Genomic DNA, 14,194 nt, shown 5'->3' on the forward strand with positions numbered 1-14,194 from the left:
GCGCTCGTCGACCGGCCGGTCCTGATCGGCGCGACGGGTGGTGGCCAGCGCCACGCGCTGGTAGTCGAACATCAGCTTCGCCCGCTGTTTGGCTTTTACTCCGGTGCCGAGCGCCGTCTATGGCAGTGACAGCGACTTTGCCGACGGCAAGCTCGTAGATTCGCTGGTTCTGGCGCGGGCCGGGCAGGCGGTGGACCAGTTCGCCACCCTGGTTTCGGCACGGCAGCCGAAGCGCCAACAGGTCAGTCTGGCCTCAGCCTAAGGGGCAGCGAGTCGTAGACATCCCTGGTCCTTAGGTTAGCCAGACCATACGAGAGAATGCGAAGGAAATGGGTTGGCGAACCCTCCGCTAACATATTGATTTCCCAACAGGGAACGTTGACCCCGCAGGTCGAAGGGTCGCATTTGTTCGCCATGGCATCGTTCGCGCGTTGGAAGCGATGTTAGCATGCAGGCGAGGCATGATGAAAACGGGGAAGGTCTCATGAGTTTCGATGATATCGATCTCAATTTGCTGAGAGTGTTCGACGTGATGATGCGTGAAAGGAGCGTAACGCGCGCAGCTGCCGAATTGGGAAGAACACAATCAGCTGTAAGTCATTCCCTATCAAAACTTCGGTATTTATTGCAGGACGAATTGTTCACGAGAGACGGGGGCGAAATGCGACCGACCCCTCGGGCAGTGGAGTTGCTGTCAGATATTTCTGCTGCGCTGGCTACGATCCGCGCGTCGATCGACCGGCATCAGATCTTCAATCCAGCAACGACGCGACGCAACTTTCGCGTGGGACTCACTGACTATCACGCCATGATATTCATCCCAGGGCTCATACGGGAATTTTCGAGGCAAGCGCCTGGCGCGACGCTGAACGTCATTCCCGCAAACGGACCCGAAATCGGTTCATCGGTCTATTTGAGACAAGTCGACTGTGCGCTGACGGGAGCGGCAATACGCGACGACCCAGGTCTCTTGAAGGTGGAGCTTGGCCAGGATCAATTGTTTTGCGCGGTGTGGAGTGGAAGCAAGATCGCCAGGAACGCAATGACACTGGAAACATATTTGGCCAGTTCTCACCTGCAGATTTCCGCAGATGGTCTGGCAGAAGGCCTCGCGGATGCCGCCCTCAAGCAGCATGGTCTCCGGCGCAATGTCGTTGCGACCATCTCGAATTATCTGGTGCTGCCCTGGGCGCTTCGCGGCACTGAACTGATTACCCATTGCGGCGATGCCATCCTGCAAATTCTGGACGAGAGGAGTGAGGTGACGTTGGTCCCGCCGCCCCTTGCCATATCGAATGTGAATGCCTGGCTCATTGTTCACCGCCAGATGGCGAATGACCCGGGTACCAAATGGCTCCGGGAAATAATCATGAGCATCTACAACGAGTCGCGGACCGAGAGAGACCAAGGGTCAACCGTCGGAGCACCGGGGTTGGCTGCACCATAGGTCGCGCGCGCCGTCGCTCATTCGATTAGCCCGCCCCAAGCAAACTAGCCCGATCAGCACTCAAGCTCCCTTTCACCCGAGAGCGAGCGCCTCCTCAATTATGAATGGCGCTCATTTTTGCAATGAGAACAGTCAATTTGACGAATAGTCATACTTGAGGCCACATTCCCTTCAACAAAAACAGGGGAATACCGAAATGAGATCGATGTTCAAGGGCTTTCTTGCCCTCGCTATCGCGTGCACTGCCTCCTCGGCGTGGTCCGCAACCCTCGACAATGTCAAAAAGAATGGAGTGCTGACGTGTGGCACAAATTCGGCCACGGCTGGCTTCAGCCTTCCCGATAATGAAGGCAAATGGACCGGATTTGTGGTCGACTATTGTCGCGCCGTGGCCGCTGCTGTGCTCGGGGATGCGCAAAAGGTTAAGTTCATCCCATTGACGCCGAAAGATCGCTTCACCGCCTTGCAGTCGGGGGAGATCGACGTTCTTGCACACAACGCAACATGGACATCGTCGCGCGATACGTCTCTCGGCATACTTTTTGCGGGGACGTACTTCTATGACGGTCAGGGATTTATGGTGCGCAAGGCGGACAACATCACATCAGCCAAGGGGCTCGAGGGCGCATCGATTTGCGTCACCCAAGGCACCACGACCGAGTTGAACCTTGCCGACTATTTTCGCTCGCAGTCGATCAAGTACACCACGGTTGGTTTCGCCGACGAGGAAGCTGTCGTGAAGGCTTACGAGGAGGGGCGTTGCGACGTCCTGTCGGCGGACACCTCTACCTTGAACGCATCGCGGCTTCGCATGGCCAAGCCGGACGACAGCATCGTTCTTCCCGAACTGATCTCCAAGGAGCCGCTTGGCCCGGCAGTGCGGCAGGGAGACGACCAGTGGTTCAATGTGGCGAAGTGGACGCTTTACGTCATGGTGGCCTCCGAAGAATACGGGGTCACCTCCAAGAACGTTGATGCTATGAAGTCGTCGGACAATCCCAGCATCCGCCGTCTGCTTGGCGTGGAAGGCAGCATCGGCAAGGACATCGGGCTCGGCGACGACTGGCCGGTCGAGGTGATCAAACAGGTCGGTAACTACGGCGAAGTGTTTGATCGGAATGTCGGCAAGGACTCCCCGCTGAAAATGGAGCGCGGCATGAACGCGCTCTGGAACAAAGGCGGCGTTCAGTACGCTCCGCCGATTCGCTAGGCAAAGCATGGTTGCAAGGCGCTTGCGCGTTACCGCCAGCGCCTTGCACAGATCCCGATAGGAACACGCCATGTCCGATTTGTCGCTTCCAGCGCCCTCGCGCAGGAGCCTATCGCTGCACGATACGAAAGTGCGCGGCGTTTTCTACCAGCTCTTGCTCGCAGGTTGCCTGTTGGCATTGGCTCTGGGCATCGGCATGCAGACCGCATCGAATATGCGGGTCCGGGGGATTCCGCTCTCATTCGATTTTTGGGGTGAGGCTGCCGGCTTCGACATCAATCAAACGCTGATACCGTACGATGCACTATCCACCTACGGTCAGGCCTTCTGGGTGGGAGTGGTCAATACCCTCTACGTCAGCTTCCTCGCAATCTTGCTGGCCACCTTGCTTGGCTTCGTCATCGGCGTTGCCCGCCTCTCGCCGAACTGGATCGTTTCGAAGGTGGCGACCGCCTATGTCGAGCTTGTGCGCAATGTCCCGTTATTGCTGCAGCTGCTGTTCTGGTACAACGCCGTCCTCAAGCCGTTGCCTTCCCCGAAGGCGTCCATCGCCATCCCCGGCGGCATCTACCTCAACAATCGCGGCCTCATCATTCCGGAGATCCAGTGGCATCCGGGGGCGGGGCTTGTGGGCCTGGCATTGGTAGCGGCCGTTTTCTGCTGCATTGCATTCTGGTTCCGCGCCAAGAGTGTCCAGAAACGAACTGGCAAGCAGCTGCCGGTATTTTTGGTCAGCCTGGCGACCTTGATAGGATTTCCGCTGATCGTGTTCCTGGCGGCTGGCGAGCCGGTCTCGTTTGTCGCGCCGCAGCTGCGGGGTTTCAACTTTCAAGGCGGACATCAACTCTATCCAGAGTTTGCCGCTCTCCTGATCGGTCTGTCGGTCTACACCGGATCCTACATCGCCGAGATCGTCCGGAGTGGAATCCAGGCAGTGCCAAAGGGCCAGAGCGAGGCTGCGTATGCGCTGGGGCTGGCGCCGGGCAAGACGCTTCGCCTTGTCGTTGTTCCGCAGGCGCTGCGTATTATCATCCCGCCTTTGACAAGCCAGTATCTCAATCTAATCAAGAACTCGTCGCTTGCGGTGTTCATTGGCTATCCCGACCTCGTTCAGATCTTTGCCGGGACGGTACTCAACCAGACCGGCGCCGCCGTCCAGGTCATGGCGATCACCTTGTCCGTCTATCTCGTTATCTCCCTTGCCACGTCGTTGGCCATGAACGCGTGTAACCGACATTTTGCGATCGTCGAGAGGTGACGCATGAGCGATCAGTCCATGCATTCGCCAGTTGTCAGCAGCGCGCTTATACCAGCGATGGCGCCCCCCGCTGACGTTTGGCCAGGTCCAGTGACCTGGATGAAAAAGAATCTGTTTTCGACGCCGTTTTCAGGCGCGCTGACAATATGCTTTCTCCTCTTCGCCGTGTGGCTGCTGCGTCACTTTCTGAGCTTTGCGATCTTCGACGCGGTCTGGAGCGGCGGTCGCGAGGCTTGCCGCACGAACAGCCAAGGAGCTTGCTGGCCTTTCATTGCCGAGAAGTTCGACTACCTGCGATACGGCGCGTACCCGGCTTCCGAGCGGTGGCGCGTTGATCTCGCACAGGCTATCGGCGCCATCCTCATCGTTTGGCTCCTGTGGACGAAGGCTCCGCGGCGCAAAGTGGCGGCGTTGCTATTCTTCCTTGTCTACCCCGTTGCCGCGTTCGTTCTCGTGCGCGGGGTCGCCTGGCTCCATTTGTCTGTCATCGATACGACGCTCTGGGGCGGTCTCCTGATCACGTTGCTGATGTCGATTGTGGGCATCGTCTTCTCGCTTCCGATCGGGGTTATCCTGGCGCTTGGACGCAGGTCCGAACTCCCTTTCGTCAAGGCGGTTTGCGTCACATTCATCGAAGTCGTCCGGGGGGTGCCGTTTATCACGGTATTGTTCATGGCGAACTTCATGATGCCGCTCTTCGTCCCGGACTATCTGACGCCTGACCGTCTCCTGCGCCCGCTTATGGCGATAGCGCTGTTCTCGTCCGCCTATATGGCCGAAGTTGTGAGGGCCGGCCTTCAGGCGATCCCGAAGGGCCAATACGAGGCGGCGAAGGCGCTTGGGATCAGCTACTTCGACATAATGCGCCTGATCGTCCTCCCCCAGGCGTTGACGATCGTCATACCGAGCATCGTCTCCACCTTCATCGGTCTGTTCAAAGACACGACTCTGGTCGCCATCGTCGGCATCGCGGATTTCCTGAAAGCCATCGAAACGGCGCGCGTCGATCCGAACTGGGCAGGCCCGACGATCTCATCAACCGGCTACCTCTTTGCGGGACTGGTCTACTGGGGCTTTTGCTTCGGCATGTCCCGTTACTCGCAATCGATGGAGCGCCAATTGGCGCGCGGCCACAAATCTTAGGACGCGACGATGATGCCACAAGCAATGTACGCATCGACGAAGGGACAGCCCTTCAACAAGGCGATGGCCATTGAACTGCGTGACGTCAACAAATGGTTCGGTTCATACCATGCGCTCAGGAACATCAACCTGTCGGTGCCACAGGGGCAGCGCATTGTGATCTGCGGCCCCTCGGGGTCGGGCAAATCGACGATGATCCGGTGCGTCAACCATCTCGAGAAGCATCAGTCGGGCGAGATCATCGTCGACGGCAAAGCGGTAACCGAGGATCTGCGCAAGATCGATGAAGTCCGCAGCAATGTCGGGATGGTTTTCCAGCACTTCAATCTGTTTCCCCACCTCACGGTCCTTGAGAATTGCACGCTTGCGCCTGTTTGGGTGAGGAAGATGCCCCGGACGGCAGCTGAGGAATTGGCGCGCCATTATCTGGAGCGCGTCAGAATTGCGGAAAAGGCGGACAGCTACCCGGGTCAGCTGTCGGGTGGCCAGCAGCAACGTGCTGCAATTGCCCGGGCTCTCTGCATGAACCCGAAGATCATGCTCTTCGACGAGCCAACCTCTGCCCTCGATCCGGAGATGGTCAAGGAGGTGCTCGACACGATGGTGTCGCTCGCCGGTGAAGGTATGACGATGCTGTGCGTGACGCATGAAATGGGCTTCGCGCGGGAGGTGGCCGATCGCGTGGTGTTCATGGACCGCGGGGAGATCGTCGAGATCAATACGCCCCATCAGTTCTTCACCAACTCCCGGTCGGAACGAGCGCGGCAGTTTCTGGCGCAAATCCTCAAATAGGGAAGTCCGCAGACGCAAAGCGGCCCGTAACCGTGGCAGTAGATTTTCCAGGTGAGTATCAAATGGCTTGTGCAGACACGCCCGCATCGGCGGTTGGGCAACAAAATATTGTGGGAATAGATTTCGACCAAATCCACGACCGCCAGCAATTCGGATCCGTCAAATGGGCCAACCAGTGGGACGAGTTCTCTCCTCAGGTGCAAGGCCAGGACCTGCTCTCCCTATGGACAGCGGATATGGATTTTCGTGCCCCGGAAACCGTCATCGCGCGGCTGCGCGAGGCCGCGGACCATGGCATTTACGGCTACACACGCCGCGATCCGCGCCACTATGAGATCGTGCAATCGTGGTTCACACGCCGGCACAACTGGTCGCCGATGCTGGAGACCCTGCTCCCCGCGCCGGCGATCATGCCGTCGGTCGCTGCGATACTGCGAACCTTCACGAAGCCTGGTGACGGCGTCATCGTTCAGTCACCCGTGTACTCGCCCTATTTCGAAGTGGTTCAGGGAAATGGCCGGATTCTGCTCACGAACCGGCTGAGGCTGCAAAACGACAGGTATGAACTCGATCTGGAAGACTTCGAGAAACTGGCGGCCGGCGGCGCCAAGGTGTTCCTGCTGTGCAATCCTCACAATCCTGCCGGAATGGCCTGGACACTCGAAGAATTGACAGCGCTGAACGACATTTGTGAGCGCCATGGGATTTTGGTCATATCCGACGACATTCACTGCGACATAAGGTTGTCGGACCACCCGCACATCGTCTTCTCCTCCATCTCGCACGATGCCGCGGAGAAGTCGTTCATCTGCACCGCTCCGACGAAGACTTTCAACCTCGCCGGGGTGCCTTCGGCAACCATTGCGGTGGCGAGCAAAAAGCGCCGCGAGCAGCTTCTTGCCGCGATGCAGGCCTCATTCATGGTAAATGCAAACTTTTTCGGCCGCCTGGCCCTGGAGGTTGCCTACAGCACCGGCGCGCCCTGGCTCGATCAACTCACATCCTACATCGCCAGCAACATTGATCTGGTTTGTGACTTCGCCGGCGAATACCTTCCAGGCATTACGCCCATGCGGCCCGACGCATCGTTTCTGGTGTGGTTGGACGCGTGCGCGCTCGATCGTAGAGTGGGTGGAATTCAGAAGTTCTTTGTCGATCAGGCCGGGGTCAATCTGTATGACGGCCGCGTCTATGGGCCTGGCGGCGAAGGTTTCATCCGCCTGAATGTCGGCTGCCCGCGTCCTCTGCTGCGCCGAGGGCTGGAGCGGATGTCCAGCGCGCTGGCATCCTTGTGACTGAGCGGAACCAAGCCAGGATGCCCCGAATGCGAATTGCCATCATCAATCCCAACACCACCGCTTCGATGACCAGCGGGATCGTCGCAGCCGCCATGGCGGCGCCGGATCCGGGGACGAAGATAGTGGGCATGCATGCCAACGGCTGGACCTGAAGCGATCGAAGGGCCATTTGACGGTGCACTCTCCGTAGCGGGCCTGCTCAAGCAGGTGGTCGCGGCGGAAATGGACAATGTCGACGCCCGTATCATTGCCTGCTTAGACGAAACGGGTCTCGACGCGGAAAGGGCCATCGCTACCAAGCCCGTCATCGGTATAGGCAAGGCTTCGCTTCATCCGTCAGCCTTGTCGCACACAGTTTCTGTGTCGTGACCACTCTGTCGCGTTCCGCGCGACTGATTGAAGACAACATTCGCCGTTACGGGTTCTCCCGTCGCTTCCGGCGCGTTCTTGCCTCCGACATCCCGGTCCTCGAGTTGGAGAGATCTGAAAGTGGTGCCTCCGAACGAATTTCGGAGCTCATACGCGAAGGTGGAGGCATAGGCTGCTTTGGCGCCGAGCTGGAGGTGGTCTCCGACCGGTCGCCGAACTGATCACCCGGAATACACCGATGATCATGCTCGGCACGAGCGCCGGCCCAAATGCCGACGCGCAGTATTTGTTCAGCGAGGACATGCTTGGCCACACCGCTGGCCACAGGCCGCGCCACGCCAAGACCTACCGCAACTTCACCGCCGAATATGAGCGGCTGCAACGCGAGCGTATTGCCGCCTATCGCGAGCTCGTATCCGACGTGCAGACGGGCGCTTACCCGAGCCGCAGCACGTGGTCCCGATCACAGATGAAGAGTTCTCGACCTTCAGCACCTCTCTCGAACTTTAGAAAGCCAAGATACACAACAGGCTGCGAGATTCCCTTGCGGTACGCTGACCGAACGAACCTAATCTGTTTGGTCAGTTCACGACCTCGGTTCTCGCAGGTGGAGGTCAGCTATCTCCGCTCCGGACACAAAGCTGACAGGCTGCCTTCGGCCCCAAATAGCCAATACAGAACTGCAGGGCGAGCGATCAGCGCTTGTCCGCCGGCTGGCTGCTCGTCGTCGAAGGGATGCGGGCGATGACCTTGATCTCGAAATCGAAGCGCGCAAGCCAATTGACGCCCACTGCGGTCCAGTTCGGGTAGGGAGGTGCACCGATTTCTTCCGCTCGGACGGCCAGAACTGTCTCGATCTGTTCGTCCGGGTTGGTGTGGAACGTTGTGACGTCGACGACGTCGTCGAAGCTGCACCCGGCGGCCGCCAAGACCGTGCGTAGATTGGCGAAGGCCCGTCGAACCTGATCCTCGAATACGGGCTCGGGCGAGCCGTCCTCACGGCTCCCGACCTGACCCGACACGAAGAGAAGATCGCCGGACCGAATGGCTGCGGAATAGCGGTGGATATCGTATAACGCGTGCCGGTTGGCCGGGTAGACGGCGTCACGTGTAGGCATCTCAAGTTCCTTTCTGTCTTGATAAGAGGTGGGCACGAGCAGCGGGCCGGAGCCGGGGGTCACAGCCGCGCCAACTCCTCGTCTGTGAAATCCGCCGCAACCGCGATGTCATTCTGCCGGTCGAGCTCCTCGATGCGTCCGCCGAGTGCCTTGCGGATGCCAGCATAGGCCTCGGCACCGAGCACCAGCCGTTTCGGGAGCGGACCATCCTGATCGGCAAGCCTGATCATTGCATCCGTCATGCGGTCGGGGTCGCCCTTGATCACCCAAGACCCATGGAGCGCCTCGCGGACCTGATCGGCGGGGGTTCCCTCATGGGCCGCAAGCGGCTTGGTCCGCGCGAGATTGCCGCCGAACCCGGTCCGCGCCGGCCCGGGTTCCACAAGGCTGAATTCGATGCCGAAGGGAGCAGCCTCCTGCGCCACGGATTCGACGAACCCCTCGATACCCCACTTGGTCGCGTGATAGAGGCTGAAAGCCGGATAGGCGATCTGGCCTCCCTCGCTCGATACCTGTAGAATCCGACCACCACCCTGGCTGCGCAGATGCGGCAACGCCGCCTGGATGAGCGTGATCGAGCCGATGAGATTGGTGTCGATGATGTCCCGAACCTGCACATCGCCAGCCTCTTCAGCCGCGCCGAGCAGGCCATAGCCAGCATTGCTGACGACGATGTCGATCCGAGCGGATGCCGCGAAGGCCCGGTCGACCGCGGCGCGGACCGAGCTCTGGTCCTTGAGGTCCATTGCGACGATGCGGAGCCGTTCGGGGTAACTTGCACGCAGGTCGGGAAGTGCGTCCTCGCTGCGACTGGCACCGACGACGCGGTCTCCCCTGATCAGGGTCTTCTCCGCCAGCAGCCGGCCTAGACCAGAAGACACACCCGTTATGAGCCAGGCCTTTTCCATTTCTCATTTCTCCAATTGATCCAGGCAGGAGATAGGGCAATCGCATTGCGCGCATTAGCCGTTGAAATCGGCATGGGACAATGCAAAATCCCCATCAATGCCCCGCCCGTCGCTCAACGATCTCACCGCCTTCGTCGCCGTTGCCACATACCGTAGCTTCCGCCGCGCAGCGGACGAGATCGGCACGGCACCTTCCACATTGAGCCATGCGATGCGTGCGCTCGAGGAACGCATGGGCGTGCGACTTCTGAACCGCACCACACGCAGCGTCTCGCCGACAGAAGCCGGGTTCCGGTTGCTCGACCGTCTTCAGCCGGCGCTCGCCTCGCTGGACGAGGCGCTCGACAGCGTCGCGGGGTTCCGGGGCAATGTCGCAGGAACGGTCCGCATCAACGCACCGCGATTGGTGGCCGGGCTGCTCGTTCGCGCGGTTCTTCCGCAGATGGCGGAGCGCCATCCGGACGTGACCGTGGACATCGTCGTCGAGGGACGGCTCATCGATATCGTGTCCAGCGGGTTCGATGCCGGCGCGCGCCTCATCACATCAATTCCCAAAGACATGATCGCCGTGCCGTTTGCACGCGCGTTGACGTTCATCTGTATCGCGTCACCCGCCTATCTCGATCGCTTCGGGGAGCCGGGAACGCCCGAGGAATTGCAACGCCACCATTGCATCGGCCACCGTATGCCCAGCGGCAAGCTCTATCGATGGGAGTTCGAACGCGCAGGCCAGGAACTGGTGATCGGGGCAAACGGCCCCATCGTCCTTGATGACGAGGAACTGATGGTCGAAGCCGCAATAGAGGGTCTGGGCATCGCCTATGTGGCGGATTGGGCCGCCGAAGCCGCGTTGTCCGATGGCCGGCTACGCAAGGTCCTGACCGCGTGGACGCCAGCACCGGAAGAAGTTGCGGTCTACTACCCCGGACATCGAGCCGTGCCGCCCGCCCTGCGGGCTTTTCTCGATGTTGTAAAGGACCTGCGGAAGAAAGAACCCTAACCAGATCAACGAAGCCGACGCCCTCGCGCGGAATAGCCGCAGCGGGGCGAAGCGAACAGCTGAAGATCGCGGTCCTGCTCTGACCCAGCTCGCGTCGCATGAGTTCGAGCAACTATTCGAGCGAGAGCTTCTCGCGGGGGCGCAAATTCCTCGATCGGGGCTAGTTTCCCGAGATGAGGCAGGTCACCGTTAAACGCAGGGTCCAATCACTACCTTCCCGTGACCTTCCGAACGTCTGCAAACGAGCAGGGCCGCGCCGCTTTTCTGGGAGCTGTGAAAACGGCCTGGGGCGGGTACCAAGCGTGCGATTCACTAGTTGCAGCTAACGTGGTGGAGGCATTCGCGGCCAGTTGTACTGATGAACTGATGGCTCTCAGAACGCGGTCATCTGCTCAGCTCCGTTCAGCGCACCAGCGCGTCCCGATGACAGCCAGACGGATGCCGGCAGTGCCGCCGACGCTACCCCTTGATCGCCGAGCCGACGATCGAATCCACAAAGAAGCGCTGCAGGAAGACGAAGAGCACCAGTGGCGGGAGCACGGCAAGCGTCGCGCCAGCCATCACCAGTCCCGTGTTGAGAGCGCCTCGATTGTAGCTGAGCAGGCGACTAAGGCTGATGACGATCGGATATTCGTGTGCATTGCCCTGTAGAACGGTCAGCGGCCAGAGATAGCTATTCCAGTGATAGACGAAGGCAAACAGCGCCAGTGCTGCGATTGCCGGCGCCACGCTCGGCGCGACGATCTTGAACAGGATCAGGAGTTCCGACGCCCCATCCATCCGCGCTGCGTCGATCAGATCGTCCGGCACGCCGGCTATAAACTGGCGCATCAGGAAAATGCCAAACGCATTGGCGAGATTGGGCACGATAATACCGGCAAGGCTGGCGTTCAGGCCAATTGATCCGACGAGACGGTAAAGCGGGATCAGCGTGACGATCGGCGGCAGGAACATGGTGGCGATCAGCACCGAAAACAGCAGTGAGCGGCCGGGAAAGTGATGCTTGGCGAAGGCGTAGCCAGCCATCATGCTGGTGACCAGAATGCCGGCGGTGCTGATCGTGGCGATTACGAGCGAATTCCACATCGAGCGACCGACATTGATGACGCCGGACACTTTCTCGTACGCTTCGAGGGTCGGCGTGCGGGGTATCCACACCGGCGGCACCTGCATGGTTTCGGCCGGCGTTTTCAGGCTGGAGAGCACCATCCACAACAGCGGGAAGGCGGAGGCCACGGCAACCAGCAGCATCAGCGTGGCGAGCAGTGCTCTGCGGCCCGCCAGGCGTTTGCGCGCCAACCGGCTCGATGGTGAGCGGCCCGGCGCGCTCATTCGTCATCCTTCCGGTTGGCGAATGCAAACAGCGCACACACAATGACGATCAGCGACAGCATCAGCATCACTGCCATGGCCGAGCCCAGCCCGCCTTGTGCCCGCTCGATGCCGACTCGGCGGATATGGTAGGTCAGCACGTTGGTCGAGCCGACCGGCCCGCCTTGGGTGATCAGCGCCACCGGCTCGAACACTTGCACGGCGTTGATGATGGCAATGACGGCGCTGAACAAGAGCGTGCGGCTCAATAGCGGCAAGGTGATGAAGCGGAACTGTTCGCGCCGGTTGGCGCCGTCAAGCGTCGCCGCCTCGTAAAGACTGCCTGGGATCTGGGTCAGCCCGGCAACGGCCAGCACCGTAAAATAGCCGATCTGCTGCCAGACATTGAGGACGACGATCGAGATCAACGCCGATCTTGGCGAGGACAACCAGAGTTGCGGGCCGATGCCGGCGAGACCGAGCACCTGGTTGAGCGGCCCCTCGCTCGGCGAATAGAGCTTCGACCAGACCAGCGTCACGGCGATCATCGGCACCATGTAGGTGGAAAACAACACGGTCCGCAGCGCCGTACCGCCTGCGACATCGCGCTGGTGGACCATCAAGCCGAACACTACCGAAAGGGGCAGGATGAGCATCACCGACAATGCCGTGTAGATGGCGGTGTTGAGCAGCGCTCGCTTGAAATCCCGCCCGACCGAGGTCGGCCCGAATATTTCGCGAAAATTGTCGAAGCCGATGAAGCTCGCATTGGAAAAAGGCGTCTGCGTCGACCAGTCCTGGAATGACAGCCAGATGGTGAGCAGCATCGGCAGCAGGATGAAAACGCCAATCAGTGTCACGGCGGGCGCCAGCATGATGCCCACCGAGGCACGATAGCTCTTGATCATCGCTCTGCTTCCAAAGCGTCGGGCTCTCGAAACAGCGCCTTCGCTATTTGGCGGCACGCTCCAGGATCGAGACGGCATCGGCCTGCGCGTTCGCCTGCGCATCCTTGGCCGAGAGCTGCCCATACTGCAACGCCTCGAGCGTCTGCTGCAGCGATTCGCTGAACTCCTGGCCGCCCGGGACGACAGGGAAGGGCTTGGCGTCAGCAAGCACGCTGACATAGCCGGACAGGAACTCGGAACCGAGCTTGTCCTTATGGGCTTCGATGTCGGAGGTCCGCGTCGGCAGGATGCCCATCGACATCAGAATATCCGACATTGCCGATGCGCCGTTCTTGCCGGACTTCGGACTGTTCAGCCATACCAGGAAATCCCATGCCGCTTTTTGCTCGGCCTGACCGGCATTGGCGTTGACGACGGTCATCCATGAATAGGAGATCGAGTGCGGCTTGTCGCCGCTCGGACCGACCGGGATGGGTGCGGTGGCGATATTGGAGAACTTGTCGCCCATGCCGCTCTTCAATGCGCTTTCCCACCAGTTGGCCATGATGATCATGCCGGTCTTGCCGGAGACGAAATTGTCTAGGAAGGGGCCGGTTGTGTTGGCGTCGGCCGTGGCCATCGCCGGATCGCTGGCGTCGGACTTGATCAGGTCCTCGTAAAGCTGGAAAGTCTCACCGGCTTGAGGACTGTCGAGCATCGGTTTGCCGTCCTTGACCAGCTCGCCGCCATTGGAGACCAGCAGCGAGGCGAAGGGATGGACGACGCCCGCCGCCCAGGAATTGATCATGCCGAAGCCTTGCTGGCCGGCATCTTTCCTGGTCAGCTTCTGGGCCGCATCCTTCAATTCGGACCAGGTCTTCGGCGCGGCTGTAATGCCTGCCCGTTTGAACAGCTCCTTGTTGTAGTTCAGCGCGTAGACGTCGATCTCGTTTGGAATGCCGTAAAGCGTGGCGCCAACAGAGGCTGCACTGACGACACCGGCCGGCCACGCACTCTTGACCTCGCCGGCGACTGCATCGGGGGCCGGCGCGACCAGCTTGTCTCGCGCCAGTTCGGGCAGCCACAAATCATAGATACCGCCGATCGTCGGCCCGTCCGAGCTGCCGCCCTGGGAACGCAGTGTCGTCAGGAGATCGCCGAAGGGGACGGCGCGCACGGTGACGGTCACATCCGGATCGCTCTTGGCGTAGTCCTTGGCCGCGGCGTCCAGCAAAGCGACCGTTTCGGGCGACCAGTGGGTCAGATAGGAGATGTTGACCGATTGGGCCCAACCAATGGTGGGCGAGGCCAACAACCCTGCAGCAAGTGCCAGTTTCGAAATCCAAGCCAAAGACATCCGACCCTCCGCATAGCCACACAGCGATGTCCATGACGTTATGACAACCAGAAGCAACGATGCAAGCGCTATCTTCGTGGAGAGCTCCTGCCGGCG

Annotated in this window: 15 protein-coding genes; 10 read left to right on the plus strand and 5 right to left on the minus strand. The window is 60.1% G+C overall.

Annotation, left to right across the window (positions count from 1 at the left end):
* The first annotated feature begins 484 nt into the window (after nt 1–484).
* The 9 genes from NKJ15_RS26040 to NKJ15_RS33050 all read left to right on the plus strand — a co-directional run bounded on the left by NKJ15_RS26040 (nt 485) and on the right by NKJ15_RS33050 (nt 8,265).
* Nucleotides 485–1,447, plus strand: a complete 963-nt coding sequence (locus tag NKJ15_RS26040; RefSeq protein WP_352818433.1) for a LysR family transcriptional regulator — start codon at nt 485–487, stop codon at nt 1,445–1,447.
* 196 nt (nt 1,448–1,643) lie between these two features.
* Nucleotides 1,644–2,657: an amino acid ABC transporter substrate-binding protein gene (locus tag NKJ15_RS26045; RefSeq protein WP_352503547.1), complete on the plus strand. Its 1,014-nt coding sequence runs from the start codon at nt 1,644–1,646 to the stop codon at nt 2,655–2,657.
* A 70-nt stretch (nt 2,658–2,727) separates the two neighbouring features.
* On the plus strand, nt 2,728–3,915 hold the full coding sequence (locus NKJ15_RS26050) for an amino acid ABC transporter permease (protein ID WP_352542699.1): 1,188 nt from the start codon (nt 2,728–2,730) through the stop codon (nt 3,913–3,915).
* Between the two features lie 3 nt (nt 3,916–3,918).
* Nucleotides 3,919–5,058 (plus strand): amino acid ABC transporter permease, encoded by a 1,140-nt coding sequence (locus NKJ15_RS26055; RefSeq protein WP_352818437.1) that lies wholly within the window; start codon nt 3,919–3,921, stop codon nt 5,056–5,058.
* A 63-nt stretch (nt 5,059–5,121) separates the two neighbouring features.
* Entirely contained in the window at nt 5,122–5,850 is a 729-nt protein-coding gene (locus NKJ15_RS26060) for an amino acid ABC transporter ATP-binding protein (RefSeq protein ID WP_502906948.1), read from the plus strand.
* 62 nt (nt 5,851–5,912) lie between these two features.
* The gene (locus tag NKJ15_RS26065; RefSeq protein ID WP_352818444.1) at nt 5,913–7,145 is read left to right on the plus strand and encodes a MalY/PatB family protein; all 1,233 of its coding nucleotides are present in this window, start codon (nt 5,913–5,915) and stop codon (nt 7,143–7,145) included.
* Between the two features lie 29 nt (nt 7,146–7,174).
* Nucleotides 7,175–7,300, plus strand: a complete 126-nt coding sequence (locus tag NKJ15_RS33040; RefSeq protein ID WP_352871706.1) for a hypothetical protein — start codon at nt 7,175–7,177, stop codon at nt 7,298–7,300.
* Nucleotides 7,281–7,517, plus strand: a complete 237-nt coding sequence (locus tag NKJ15_RS33045; protein WP_502906945.1) for an aspartate/glutamate racemase family protein — start codon at nt 7,281–7,283, stop codon at nt 7,515–7,517. The genes NKJ15_RS33040 and NKJ15_RS33045 overlap by 20 nt, the downstream gene beginning before the upstream one ends.
* A 244-nt stretch (nt 7,518–7,761) precedes the next feature.
* Entirely contained in the window at nt 7,762–8,265 is a 504-nt protein-coding gene (locus NKJ15_RS33050; protein ID WP_502906949.1) for a 3-methyl-2-oxobutanoate hydroxymethyltransferase, read from the plus strand.
* Here the strand turns inward: NKJ15_RS33050 and NKJ15_RS26075 are convergent.
* Together NKJ15_RS26075 and NKJ15_RS26080 are read right to left on the minus strand one after the other, a co-directional pair.
* Complete coding sequence (locus tag NKJ15_RS26075; protein ID WP_352818608.1) at nt 8,213–8,635, minus strand: RidA family protein; 423 nt, start codon at nt 8,633–8,635, stop codon at nt 8,213–8,215. The genes NKJ15_RS33050 and NKJ15_RS26075 overlap by 53 nt on opposite strands.
* Nucleotides 8,636–8,694: 59 nt before the next feature.
* A complete protein-coding gene (locus tag NKJ15_RS26080; protein WP_352818449.1) occupies nt 8,695–9,543 on the minus strand; it encodes an SDR family oxidoreductase in 849 nt (282 codons plus the stop codon).
* Between the two features lie 97 nt (nt 9,544–9,640).
* On the opposite strand from NKJ15_RS26080, the gene NKJ15_RS26085 reads away from it, so the two are divergent.
* Nucleotides 9,641–10,543, plus strand: coding sequence for a LysR family transcriptional regulator (locus NKJ15_RS26085; protein WP_352503549.1), 903 nt, complete (start codon nt 9,641–9,643; stop codon nt 10,541–10,543).
* A gap of 459 nt (nt 10,544–11,002) precedes the next feature.
* Here the strand turns inward: NKJ15_RS26085 and NKJ15_RS26090 are convergent, their stop codons facing one another.
* The 3 genes from NKJ15_RS26090 to NKJ15_RS26100 are packed head-to-tail and all read right to left on the minus strand — an operon-like array spanning nt 11,003 to nt 14,098.
* On the minus strand, nt 11,003–11,875 hold the full coding sequence (locus NKJ15_RS26090; protein WP_352818451.1) for a carbohydrate ABC transporter permease: 873 nt from the start codon (nt 11,873–11,875) through the stop codon (nt 11,003–11,005).
* Nucleotides 11,872–12,762 carry a carbohydrate ABC transporter permease gene (locus NKJ15_RS26095; RefSeq protein WP_352503539.1) on the minus strand — a complete coding sequence of 297 codons (891 nt, stop codon included), beginning with the start codon at nt 12,760–12,762 and terminating at the stop codon, nt 11,872–11,874. The genes NKJ15_RS26090 and NKJ15_RS26095 overlap by 4 nt, the downstream gene beginning before the upstream one ends.
* 43 nt (nt 12,763–12,805) lie before the next feature.
* Entirely contained in the window at nt 12,806–14,098 is a 1,293-nt protein-coding gene (locus tag NKJ15_RS26100; RefSeq protein ID WP_352818453.1) for an ABC transporter substrate-binding protein, read from the minus strand.
* Nucleotides 14,099–14,194 lie beyond the last annotated feature (96 nt).

The organism is Mesorhizobium sp. M0207 (genome assembly GCF_040321995.1).
Lineage (GTDB): Bacteria > Pseudomonadota > Alphaproteobacteria > Rhizobiales > Rhizobiaceae > Mesorhizobium.

Excerpts from the sequence above, each read along its gene's own strand:
- NKJ15_RS26040 (WP_352818433.1), top strand. The coding sequence starts at position 485 with ATGAGTTTCGATGATATCGATCTCAATTTGCTGAGAGTGTTCGACGTG.
- NKJ15_RS26045 (WP_352503547.1), top strand. The coding sequence starts at position 1,644 with ATGAGATCGATGTTCAAGGGCTTTCTTGCCCTCGCTATCGCGTGCACT.
- NKJ15_RS26050 (WP_352542699.1), top strand. The coding sequence starts at position 2,728 with ATGTCCGATTTGTCGCTTCCAGCGCCCTCGCGCAGGAGCCTATCGCTG.
- NKJ15_RS26055 (WP_352818437.1), top strand. The coding sequence starts at position 3,919 with ATGAGCGATCAGTCCATGCATTCGCCAGTTGTCAGCAGCGCGCTTATA.
- NKJ15_RS26060 (WP_502906948.1), top strand. The coding sequence starts at position 5,122 with ATGGCCATTGAACTGCGTGACGTCAACAAATGGTTCGGTTCATACCAT.
- NKJ15_RS26065 (WP_352818444.1), top strand. The coding sequence starts at position 5,913 with ATGGCTTGTGCAGACACGCCCGCATCGGCGGTTGGGCAACAAAATATT.
- NKJ15_RS33040 (WP_352871706.1), top strand. The coding sequence starts at position 7,175 with ATGCGAATTGCCATCATCAATCCCAACACCACCGCTTCGATGACCAGC.
- NKJ15_RS33045 (WP_502906945.1), top strand. The coding sequence starts at position 7,281 with ATGCCAACGGCTGGACCTGAAGCGATCGAAGGGCCATTTGACGGTGCA.
- NKJ15_RS33050 (WP_502906949.1), top strand. The coding sequence starts at position 7,762 with ATGCTCGGCACGAGCGCCGGCCCAAATGCCGACGCGCAGTATTTGTTC.
- NKJ15_RS26075 (WP_352818608.1), bottom strand. The coding sequence starts at position 8,635 with ATGCCTACACGTGACGCCGTCTACCCGGCCAACCGGCACGCGTTATAC.
- NKJ15_RS26080 (WP_352818449.1), bottom strand. The coding sequence starts at position 9,543 with ATGGAAAAGGCCTGGCTCATAACGGGTGTGTCTTCTGGTCTAGGCCGG.
- NKJ15_RS26085 (WP_352503549.1), top strand. The coding sequence starts at position 9,641 with ATGCCCCGCCCGTCGCTCAACGATCTCACCGCCTTCGTCGCCGTTGCC.
- NKJ15_RS26090 (WP_352818451.1), bottom strand. The coding sequence starts at position 11,875 with ATGAGCGCGCCGGGCCGCTCACCATCGAGCCGGTTGGCGCGCAAACGC.
- NKJ15_RS26095 (WP_352503539.1), bottom strand. The coding sequence starts at position 12,762 with ATGATCAAGAGCTATCGTGCCTCGGTGGGCATCATGCTGGCGCCCGCC.
- NKJ15_RS26100 (WP_352818453.1), bottom strand. The coding sequence starts at position 14,098 with ATGTCTTTGGCTTGGATTTCGAAACTGGCACTTGCTGCAGGGTTGTTG.